A 10,492-nucleotide genomic window follows, 5' to 3' on the forward strand; every position below is an offset into this window, starting at 1 on the left:
CCACCCGCACTCCAAGAACTATTTTTTGCGCGGTTTGGCGCGATGTGTCGCGGCTGCGTTCGCCGGATCTTCCGGCCAGAAATGCTTCGGGTAGCGCCCGCGCATGTCGGCACGAACATCCGCCCAAGATCCGGCCCAGAAACCGGGCAGATCCCGCGTGGTCTGGATGGGCCGGTGCGCCGGCGACAAAAGCTCCAGCTTGAGCGGAATGCCATCGGCCACCGTCGGGTGTTCGGTCAGACCGAAAAGCTCCTGCACGCGGATCGCCAGAACCGGCCCTTCCGCCTCATAGCGGATCGGCACGCGGCTACCCGAGGGCGCGTCGTAGTGGCTGGGCGCCATCTGGCCGATGCGCCTTTGAAACGCGTGCGGAACCAGCGCGATCAGCCCTTCGCGCAGAATGTGCGGCGACAGCCGGGAGAGCGACGCCTCGCCGGTGAGAAACGGCAAAAGCCAGTCGTCGAGCCGTTCGAGAAGCGCCTCGTCCGACATGTCAGGCCATGGATCGCCCTTCGCCGCGTGGAGCCAGGCAAGCTTGCCCCTGAGCGCCTTCGCCTCCCTGTCCCATGGCAGAAGCGACAGCCCGTTTGCCCGCACGGCGTCGATCACCGCGCGGTCGGCGGCGGCACCGGAGGGGAGCGGTAGAACCTGCTCGGCCAGCACCAGCGCGCCCAGCCGGCGCACCCGCCGCTGCCTGAGCGTGCCCGCGCCACGGTCGAAGCGCGTCTCCGTCATCTCCTCGATCAGATGTCCGAGTGCGGCCACGATCTCTTCTTCGTCAATCGCCGCCGCCGAGGCGATGCGCGCATTCTGCGCGCGCCCCTGAAGATCGGCGACGACCAGATACGCGCTGGCGGCCAAACGCTCCTCCGGGGCTAAAACGCCGCCACGACCATTGACCATGACGAAATGCCCATGCGCGCCCCGCGCCTTTGCCGCACGGTCGGGCCAGGCGTGAATGAGCAGAGCGCCCGCATGCGGCGGATTGCCAGCGCGGTCGCCGCCCGCATTCTTTGCGAGCCTTGCGGCCAGCCGGCGCGCCTGTTCCGCCCGCGCGCCTTTTTCCCTGCGGAAGCGCTGCAATCGGTCGTCCAGATCGGCGGACCGGCCACCCAGCCCACGCTCGGAGAGAAGGACAGCAAGTTCGGCCGCGGCAAGCGCATGGCCGTCTTCCGCCGCGCGCGCAACCATGTGGGCCAACCGCACCGGCAGGGCAAGTTTGCGCATCGCCTCGCCAGATGCGGTCAATCGCCCCGCCTCGTCCAGCGCTTCGAGCCGCTGCAAGAGACTGCGCGCCTCGGCGACCGCCGGAGCCGGCGGTGCGTCGAGAAAGGAAAGCGAAGCCGGATCGCTCACGCCGAATGCGGCGCAGTCGAGCAGCAGGCCAGACAGATCCGCCTCAAGAATTTCCGGCGGCGCGAAAGCGGGCAGCGCCGCCGTCTGTTCGGCCCGCCACAGCCGCAGCGCGATGCCCGGCGCGGTGCGCCCCGCACGGCCCGAACGCTGATCGGCGGAAGCACGCGAGACGCGCACCGTTTCAAGCCGCGTCAAGCCGGTCGAGGGTTCGAATTTCGGCAGCCGTGACAGGCCGCTGTCGATCACCACGCGCACGCCGTCGATGGTGACCGAGGTTTCGGCAATGGCCGTCGCCAGCACCACCTTGCGCCGCCCTTCAGCAGCGGGCCGGATGGCCGCATCCTGCGCCCGCCCGTCGAGACCGCCGTAAAGCGGGGCGATGTCCACATTGACGGGCAGCCGTTCGGCAAGGCGCTCCGCCGTGCGCTCTATCTCGCGCTGGCCGGGCAGGAAGGCGAGCACGCTGCCTTCTTCCTCCGCCAGAACCGTGCGGATGGCCCGCGCCATGGTTTCCTCGATGGCTTCGCCGGCCGGGCGCTCTTCATGACGCAGCTCGACGGGAAAGCTGCGCCCCTTACTCTCGATAACCGGCGCATCGCCGAGAAGTGCTGCAACGCGCGCGCCGTCGAGCGTGGCCGACATGACCAGAAGCCGCAAATCCGGCCGCAGCGCCGCCTGCGCATCGAGCGCCAGCGCCAGCGCGAAATCGCCATCGAGCGAGCGCTCGTGAAACTCGTCGAAAAGCACAGCCGCGATGCCGGAAAGCTCCGGATCGTCAACGATCATGCGGGCGAGAACGCCTTCGGTCACCACGAGAATACGCGTTTTGGCGGAAACCTTTCGCTCCATGCGCATGGCGTAGCCCACCGTCTCGCCCGGCTCTTCGCCAAGGATCGCCGTCATGCGCCGGGCCGCGGCGCGCGCGGCCAACCGACGCGGCTCCAGAAGAACGATGCGCCCCTGCGACGCCCATTCGGCCTCCAGAAGCGCCAGCGGCGCAAGCGTTGTCTTGCCCGCTCCCGGTGGCGCGACCAGCACCGCCTTTCCCTGCACCTCCAGCGCTGCGCTCAGCGTCGGCAGCACGTCCGTTATCGGCAGGTCGGGGAGCTTTGGCACTGCCGTCATTCCCCAATCCGCACGATGTCGCCGCCGGCGGCTTCGGCGTCGGCTGCGTCATGCGTCACGAGAAGCACCGGCAATCCGCTTTCGCGGGCCTTGGAGAAAACCAGTTCGCGGGTTTGCGCGCGCAATTCCGCATCGAGCTTGGAGAAGGGCTCGTCCAGAAGCAGGGCGCGCGGCGTGGACGCCAGCACGCGCGCCAGAGCCACCCGCGACTTCTGCCCGCCGGAAAGCGTTGCAGGGTCGCGCGCCTCAAGCCCCGCAAGGCCGACGCCCTCAAGCGCGTGCGCGACACGCTCCACCCGTGCCGCGCGGCCGCGCACCGCCTCCGGCAGCGCGAACATCAGATTGCCGCCGACGCTCATATGCGGAAATAGAAGCGGGTCCTGAAAGAGAACACCCACATGCCGGTCTTCAGGCTTCAGCGCCGTCACCTCCGTTCCAGCGACGAAAACCCTGCCCCGCGCCGAAAACACCGGATCGAGAAATCCGCCAACATAGGCGAGCAGCGTGGACTTGCCGGCCCCCGACGGCCCCATGACGGTCAGCACCTCACCGGGCGCGACCCGTTTTGTCAGCGAAACGATCTCGCGCCCTTCAAGCGCAATCGTCACCCCGTCGATGAAAAGTCCGGCGTCCGTCAAATCCCGTTTCCGTTCAAACATGCATGTCGCGATAACGGCGGAATATCAGCGCCGGCACGATGGTGGCAACGGCAAAGCCCGCCGCCGGCAACACCATCTGCATGAAGGCATAGATGCCGATCACGCGGCGATTGCCACCGGAGGCGAGCGCCACCGCCTCCGTGGTGATTGTCGTCAGCCGCCCCGCGCCGATCAGCAACGTGGGCAGATAGAGCCCCACCGACACCGAAAAACCGATGGCCGCAACGGCGAGAAGAGGCCGCGCCAGCATGGGCAGACGGATTTGAAAGAACCGCTCTACCGGCCCCTTGCCGAGCCCCGCCGCGATCTGATCGTACCGTCGGTCGAAGGCCCGCCAGGGGTCTTTCAGGCTGAGATAGGCATAGGGTAGCACGAAGACGAGATGTGCGAAGACGAGCGCCGCCATCGTTGCCTGCACGCCGGTCAGAATGAAGAGAAGCTGCAGCCCGAACAGGAACGCCACCTGCGGCACCAGAAGCGGCATATAGAGAAGCGCAAGCGCGCCCCGCCCCGGCGGATACCCCATCTCGTCCTCCCGCACGAAGCACAGTATGGCGATCACCACCGCAACGAGTGTGGAGATGAACGCCACGAACAGCGTGATCGCGAGCGGCTCCACCAGACTGGGCAGAACCCGCATCCAGTTGCGCAGATCGAAACGCGCCGGCAGCAGGTCGGGATATTGCCAGAGTCCCGCCACCGACCACAGGCCGAGCGCCAGAAGCCCGGCGAAAATTGCGCCGGCAGACACAAGCATCGCGGCAAGCGCCCCCCAGCGCAGACCACTGTCGCGCCGAAGCCGGCGCCCGGCGCATGCAACCCGGTCGCGCAGCCGTGCGCCGATCTTCTCGAACCCGATCCAGATCAGGATCGCAGCGGCTGTGACGCCCAGTTGCAGCACCGCCCCCGCCGACGCCAGAAAGCGCATGGAGAGGTCGGGATCGTTCATCCAGTTGACCAGCCGCACCGCCAGCGGCGCGGGCGTGGTCGGGCCCAGAATGGCGGCCACATCCACCACCGAAGTGGCAAAGGCGATGACCGCGAAGACCGGCAGACGGATCTGCGGATAGATCGACGGCCAGAGGCCCAACACGAAACCAGAAATGCGCCCATATCCCATCGATGCGATCAGTGCACGCATGCGCGCCGGCTTCACCTGCGGCAGTGCGGCCAGCGTGACGAGAAGCAGGAACGGAATTTCCTTCACGATCAGCCCCGCCATCATCGACAGGCCGAGCGGATCGTGCACGATCAGCAGATCGGGCGGGCGCTCCCAACCGGTTAGTTCCGGCGAGATCAGCCGCGCGATCATGCCTGAGGGCGCTATGAGGAAAGCGAGCGCGAAGGCGCTGGCCGCGTGCGGTAGGGAAAGAAGCGGCGAAATCAGATGCTGGATGCGCGCGAAAAGCCGTGTGCCGCCCCATGCGGCGGTAAACAGCATCACCGCTGTCAATGAAATGGCTGCGGTGACGAGCCCGGTCACAAGGCTCATCAGCGCCGACATGAGGATCGCCGGTTCGGCAAACAGCGTGGCGAAGGGCGCAAGCCCGAACTCCATGCCGCCCAGCGCCGGCAGATAGCCGAAGGCGGGCAACACCGTGCCGGCCAATCCGAACGCGACCGGGGCGGTCAGAAGCCCGATGGCGAGCATGGGGCCGAGGCGCGTCAGCATCCGGTTGGCCCTGTGCTCAGGCTAATTACCAACCCCATAACGCCGCTTCCACTCGGTTTCGATGCGCTCCATCCAGCTTGGGTGCGGCTCGTCCAGCGCGGGGCCGAGTTCATCGGGGCGCAGCGTTGCGGCGCCGAGATCGATGGCATCGAAGCGGGCGCGGTCTTCCTCGTTCAGCTTGTCAAGCGCCAGAACGGTGGGATCGCCCCAGATGGCCGGGTCCTGCTTGCGAGCCTGCGCCTCCGGCGACATCAGGAAGTTGGCGGCCACCAGCGCGCCCGCCTTTGCCGAGGCGTTGTAGGGAATGGTTAGAAAGTGGGTGTTGGCCAGCGTGCCGCCGGGAAAGGTGAAGGATCGCACCGTGTCCGGCAACTCGCCATTGGCGATGGCGCTTGAGGCTTCAGCCGGATTGAACGCGAAAATGATGTCGAGCTCGGAATCGGCGAGAAGCTGCTTCATCGCCGGGTAGTTTTGCGGATACGCACGGCCGGAACGCCACATGACCGGGTTCAATCCGTCGAGAAAATCGAACAGCGGTTTCGTCACTTCGGCGAAGCGCTCCTCGTCCACGGGATCGAGCAGCAGTGACGGATCGTCGATCTTCTCGGCCAGAACCTGTTTCAGGAAGGACGAGCCGATGAAATCCGGAGGTTGCGGATAGGAGAAGCGGCCGGGATTCTCCTGCGCCCATTTCAACAACCCGTCGGTATCCCGCGGCAGGTCTTCCACCTTAATGCGCGCGGTGTCGTAGAAGAAAACGAGTTTCGCCATGCCCCACGGGCTTTCCAGCCCTTCAACCGGCACGGTGAAGTCGGTGCGGATTGTCGGCTTGTTCTCGACATCCACGAAGGTCCAGTTCGGAAGCTTTTCCGCCCAGCCCGGCGAGAGGATCAGGCCCTGTTCCTTCATGGCCGCGAAATTCTCGCCATTGATCCAGATAAGGTCGACCGTTCCATTTCCGTCGCGGCCAGCGGCTTTTTCCGCCACCACGGTGGCGACCGCGCTTGCCGTATCCTCAAGCTTCACATGCTTGAGTGTGACGCCGAAGCGCTCTTTCAGTTCATCGCCTGCCCATCCGATGTAGTCGTTGATGTTCTGCGACCCGCCCCAGGCGTTGAAATAGACCGTCTCGCCGCGCGCATCCTCCAGAACCGCATCCCAGTTCGAGGGATCGGGCTGTGTCGTATCGGCGGCGGCTGGAGCCGTGCCAATGGCCAAAAGTGCAGTCGAGAAAAGCAGTGCGCGCAAGCGAGAACCTTTTTATTACCCTTGGTTTAAACCCGTGGCGATAGAGCACGTTAGGGCTGAGCAAATCAACGCAAACCACATCGCGCTGCGGTCACTTCACGGTGAGTTTCAGGTGAAGGCGTTCTCAAACGGATACGGCGTCGTCCCCGCCGGGAATATGCAGTTCGATACGGTCGGCGGCAAAACGGGTTTCGGAATATTGCACGGGCTGCCCCTGCGCATCCACATTGACGGCAATGGTCACCAGAACAATCGCGCCGGGCGAAAGCCGCAGGTCTTTCAGATCGCCAGACTCTGCATGCCGCGCAGTAACGGCGGTGCTGTGACGCAGATAGTCGGCAAGTCCCAATTCCCGAAACGAGGCCGTGATCGAGCGCGTTCGCCCAAACGCTTCCGCCATGCCCGCAAAGCGCTCTGCATCGAACCAGCTTCGGGCGCGGGAAACGGGCCGCCCATCGGCATGCGAAAGCGTCTCGAGGCGGATCACCGGCGCGCCGGGCAAAAGGTGCAATGCCTTTGCAATGTCTGCGATGGCGGGTTCCACCGCATGGTCGAGCAAATCGGCGGCTAGCCCGCGCGATTGCCCGGCCAGTCCTTCAGAAAACCGCGTGCGACGTCGAATGGGATAAGCGAGCCGTTTGCGACCTTCCACGAAGGTTCCGCGTCCCTGCTCGGCACGCAGCACGCCTTCCTGTACGAGAGCCGCAATTGCCGTTCGCACCGTATGGCGGTTGACCCCGAATCGTTCCGCCAACACCACTTCGGGCGGCATGCGGCCATCACTGCCGAGCACCCCCTCCCCGATCTCGCGCCGCATGCGGTCGGCGATCTGGCGCCAAAGTGCAACGCCGCTACGACGCTCTATCACTGTTCGCTTCGTCCGCACCAATTCCCGTTCTCCCGGCCGCATGTCATCAACACGTCATGGACACGCGCTAGGTAGAACCTATAATATGTTTAATTGTCTAGAACAATAGACAAATTATCCACCCGACGAGGATTAAGGCATCATGGTCTCACGACAGGAAAGACAGGCGGTCACCGAGCGGCGGCGCGAGGCGATGGCAGTGCTTGCCATGGCCAGCGGAAGCGATCTCCTGCAGCTCTGGAACGAAACCGGCCTACCCGATGACGCCGAAACGCTGCGCGGGCCCGAGACCGGCCTCGTGACGGTTCGTGGCCGCATGGGCGGCGGCGGCGCGTCGTTCAATATCGGCGAGGCGACCGTCACGCGCGCCACGATCAAACTGCCCACCGGGGAAGTCGGCCATGCCTACGCACTCGGCCGCGAAAAGTTGAAGGTGCGTGTCGCCGCCCTCATCGACGCCCTACACCAGAGACCCGACCTTGAAGCCAGGATCGAAGAGAAGATCCTCGCGCCGCTGCGCACCCGCCTCAGCGAAACCGATGCGGTGCGCCGCGCCGAAACGGCGGCCACCAAGGTCGACTTCTTTACCATGGTTCGCGGAGAGGATTGATGACGCTCGATTCGATCGCCATAGAAGGCGGCTTCCAGAACCCGGTCTTCGACGCCCAGACCATATTCCGCGCGGTGATGAAGGCCATGGCCGAACCCGGCACGGTCCACCAGGGCATCGCGCTTGCCAGCCCACCCGCACCGATGACACCGGAGGCAGCAGCCATCGCGATGGCGCTTTGCGATCGGGACACACCCATCTGGCTCGACCCCGCACTTGCAGACGATGAAGCCGTCCGTGCTTGGCTCGCCTTCCACACCGGTGCGCCGCTTGCCAACACGCCCGCCGATGCCCATTTCGTCTTTTCTGCCGATCCCGAACATTTGATCGGGCTCGAAAACTTCTCCCAGGGCTCACAGGAATACCCCGACCGCTCGGCCACGCTCGTTCTTCAGGTGCATGACCTTTCGGGCGGTGAGGAGTTGGTGCTCGAAGGTCCCGGTATCGAGAGCGAAGCGCGCTTCGCGCCGCATCCACTGCCGCGTCACTTCACCCGCCAGTGGGCTCAGAACCACGCCCGCTTTCCGCGCGGCATCGACCTGATTCTGGTCAGTCGCGAGGGTCTTGCGGCATTGCCCCGCTCCACCCGCATCATCAGCCAGGAGGCCTGAGTCATGTATGTAGCCGTCAAGGGCGGCGAAGCCGCCATCCAGAACGCGCACCGGCTTCTGGCCGACCGCCGGCGCGGCGACCGCAACATGCCCGCCATCACGCTTGCGCAGATCGCCAGCCAGCTTTCGCTCGCCGTCGACCGCGTCATGTCCGAAGGCTCGCTTTACGACACGGGCCTCGCTGCGCTGGCCGTCAAGCAGGCACGCGGTGACATGATCGAAGCGATCTTCCTTCTGCGCGCCTACCGCACCACCCTGCCGCGCTTCGGCTATACGCGCCCCATCGACACGGCGGCCATGCTGGTCGAGCGACGCCTCTCCGCTACCTACAAGGATCTGCCCGGCGGGCAGCTTCTCGGCCCCACCTTCGACTACACGCATCGCCTGCTCGACCCGGATCTGGCCGAAGGCGCCGAACCGGCCGCGCCCGAGACGCGCAGCGAGGCCGAAGAAGCGATGCCGCGCGTGTCCGACATTCTCGCCAATGAAGGCCTGATCGAGGAAGACGGTGCGTTGCCGGAAAACCGCGAGCCCGGCGACATCACCCGTGAGCCACCGGAATTCCCCATGGAACGCGACCAGCGCCTTCAGGCGCTTTCGCGTGGCGACGAGGGTTTTCTCCTCGCACTCGGATACTCCACCCAGCGCGGCTATGGCCGCAACCACCCCTTCGCCGGCGAAATCCGCATTGGCGAGGTGGATGTGGAGATCGACGTGCCGGAACTGGACTTCCCGCTCACGCTTGGCCGCATCCGCGTCACCGAATGCCAGATGGTCAACCAGTTCAAGGGTTCCAAAAAGGTGCCGCCGCAATTCACGCGCGGCTATGGGCTGGTGTTCGGCCAATCGGAGCGCAAGGCCATGGCGATGTCGCTGTGCGACCGGGCACTGCGCGCGGGCGAGCTGGATGAAGACATTACCGCACCGGCGCAGGACGAGGAGTTCGTCATTTCCCATTGCGACAACGTGCAGGCGACCGGCTTCGTCGAGCATTTGAAGCTGCCGCACTATGTCGATTTCCAGGCCGAACTCGGTCTGGTTCGCCAGATGCGCCGCGAATATGAGGAGCGCCGCGAGGGCGCAGACACCGAGCGCCGGGAGGCCGCCGAATGAACGCCCACACCGACAACATCGCCCAATACAATTTCGCCTATCTGGACGAGCAGACGAAGCGCATGATCCGCCGCGCGATCCTCAAGGCGATCGCCATTCCCGGTTATCAGGTGCCCTTCGCCAGCCGCGAAATGCCAATGCCCTATGGCTGGGGCACCGGTGGCGTTCAGGTCACCGCATCGGTGATCGGTTCCGACGATGTGCTCAAGGTGATCGACCAGGGCGCGGACGACACGACCAATGCCGTCTCCATCCGCGCCTTCTTTCAGAAGGTCGCGAATGTGGCAGTCACAACACACACATCGGATGCCACCATCATCCAGACCCGTCACCGCATTCCCGAGGAACCCCTCAAACCCGGTCAGGTGCTTGTGTATCAGGTGCCAATCCCCGAGCCACTGCGCTTTCTCGAGCCGCGCGAGACCGAAACACGCAAGATGCACGCGCTTGAGGAATACGGCCTCATGCATGTGAAGCTTTACGAGGATATCGCCCAGCACGGCCACATCGCCACCACCTTCGCCTACCCGGTCAAGGTCGAGGGACGCTACGTGATGGACCCATCGCCAACCCCGAAATTCGACAATCCGAAGATGCATATGTCGAAGGCGCTTCAGCTTTTCGGCGCGGGCCGCGAAAAGCGCATCTACGCCGTGCCGCCTTACACCTCGGTAAAAAGCCTCGACTTCGAGGATCACCCCTTCGAGATCGAAAGCTGGGAACACTGTTGTGGGCTCTGCGGCTCAACGAAGAGCTATCTCGACGAAATCGTCACGGACGATGCGGGCGGCCGGCTATTCGTCTGTTCGGATACGGATTATTGCAACACGCGGCAGGAACAGGGGTTCCAGGGCCCCCTCAACAGCGAGGCGGCCGAATGACAGCCACTGACGGTCAAACGCTGCTCGAGGTGCGCGACCTCGCCAAATACTACGGCGACGTACCCGGCTGCGAGCAGGTGACATTCGACCTCTGGCCGGGAGAAGTCCTCGGCGTGGTCGGCGAGTCCGGCTCGGGAAAGTCGACGCTGCTCAAATGTCTGTCGACACAACTTGCACCGGACCAGGGCAGCATCCGCTATCGGATGCGCGACGACGGCATGCAGGACGTGCACGCGCTGTCCGAAGCGCGTCAGCGGCTCCTGATGCGAACCGACTGGGGCATCGTGCACCAGAATCCCCGGGATGGACTCCGCTTCGGCATCAGCGCCGGGGCGAATGTCGGCGAACG

At 64.8% G+C, this 10,492-nt stretch carries 10 protein-coding genes; 5 read left to right on the top strand and 5 right to left on the bottom strand.

What is annotated here, in order from left to right; genetic code table 11:
- Nucleotides 1-18 precede the first annotated feature (18 nt).
- From hrpB to phnF, 5 genes are all read right to left on the bottom strand, one after another.
- Entirely contained in the window at nucleotides 19-2,481 is a 2,463-nt protein-coding gene (hrpB, locus tag QZ638_RS08035) for an ATP-dependent helicase HrpB (protein ID WP_295808686.1), read from the bottom strand.
- On the bottom strand, nucleotides 2,478-3,140 hold the full coding sequence (locus QZ638_RS08040; RefSeq protein WP_295808688.1) for an ATP-binding cassette domain-containing protein: 663 nt from the start codon (nucleotides 3,138-3,140) through the stop codon (nucleotides 2,478-2,480). Before QZ638_RS08040 ends, hrpB begins: the two co-directional genes overlap by 4 nt.
- Nucleotides 3,133-4,812 carry an ABC transporter permease gene (locus tag QZ638_RS08045; protein WP_295808689.1) on the bottom strand — a complete coding sequence of 560 codons (1,680 nt, stop codon included), beginning with the start codon at nucleotides 4,810-4,812 and terminating at the stop codon, nucleotides 3,133-3,135. The genes QZ638_RS08040 and QZ638_RS08045 overlap by 8 nt, the downstream gene beginning before the upstream one ends.
- Nucleotides 4,813-4,833: 21 nt before the next feature.
- The gene (locus QZ638_RS08050; protein ID WP_295808691.1) at nucleotides 4,834-6,060 is read right to left on the bottom strand and encodes an ABC transporter substrate-binding protein; all 1,227 of its coding nucleotides are present in this window, start codon (nucleotides 6,058-6,060) and stop codon (nucleotides 4,834-4,836) included.
- Nucleotides 6,061-6,184: 124 nt separating this feature from the next.
- Nucleotides 6,185-6,970 carry a phosphonate metabolism transcriptional regulator PhnF gene (gene phnF, locus QZ638_RS08055; protein ID WP_295808693.1) on the bottom strand — a complete coding sequence of 262 codons (786 nt, stop codon included), beginning with the start codon at nucleotides 6,968-6,970 and terminating at the stop codon, nucleotides 6,185-6,187.
- A 100-nt stretch (nucleotides 6,971-7,070) separates the two neighbouring features.
- Between phnF and phnG the strand changes: the two genes are divergently transcribed.
- From phnG to QZ638_RS08080, 5 genes are all read left to right on the top strand, one after another.
- Nucleotides 7,071-7,538, top strand: a complete 468-nt coding sequence (gene phnG, locus QZ638_RS08060) for a phosphonate C-P lyase system protein PhnG (protein ID WP_295808695.1) — start codon at nucleotides 7,071-7,073, stop codon at nucleotides 7,536-7,538.
- On the top strand, nucleotides 7,538-8,149 hold the full coding sequence (gene phnH / locus QZ638_RS08065; RefSeq protein ID WP_295808697.1) for a phosphonate C-P lyase system protein PhnH: 612 nt from the start codon (nucleotides 7,538-7,540) through the stop codon (nucleotides 8,147-8,149). Before phnG ends, phnH begins: the two co-directional genes overlap by 1 nt.
- Before the next feature lie 3 nt (nucleotides 8,150-8,152).
- Nucleotides 8,153-9,262, top strand: a complete 1,110-nt coding sequence (locus QZ638_RS08070) for a carbon-phosphorus lyase complex subunit PhnI (RefSeq protein ID WP_295808699.1) — start codon at nucleotides 8,153-8,155, stop codon at nucleotides 9,260-9,262.
- Nucleotides 9,259-10,143, top strand: coding sequence for an alpha-D-ribose 1-methylphosphonate 5-phosphate C-P-lyase PhnJ (locus QZ638_RS08075; RefSeq protein WP_295808701.1), 885 nt, complete (start codon nucleotides 9,259-9,261; stop codon nucleotides 10,141-10,143). The genes QZ638_RS08070 and QZ638_RS08075 overlap by 4 nt, the downstream gene beginning before the upstream one ends.
- A partial coding sequence (locus QZ638_RS08080; protein WP_295808703.1) for an ATP-binding cassette domain-containing protein occupies nucleotides 10,140-10,492 on the top strand: 353 nt, incomplete at its 3' end. The genes QZ638_RS08075 and QZ638_RS08080, both read left to right, overlap by 4 nt.

It is taken from the genome of uncultured Nitratireductor sp. (assembly GCF_913053745.1).
Classification (GTDB): domain Bacteria; phylum Pseudomonadota; class Alphaproteobacteria; order Rhizobiales; family Rhizobiaceae; genus Nitratireductor.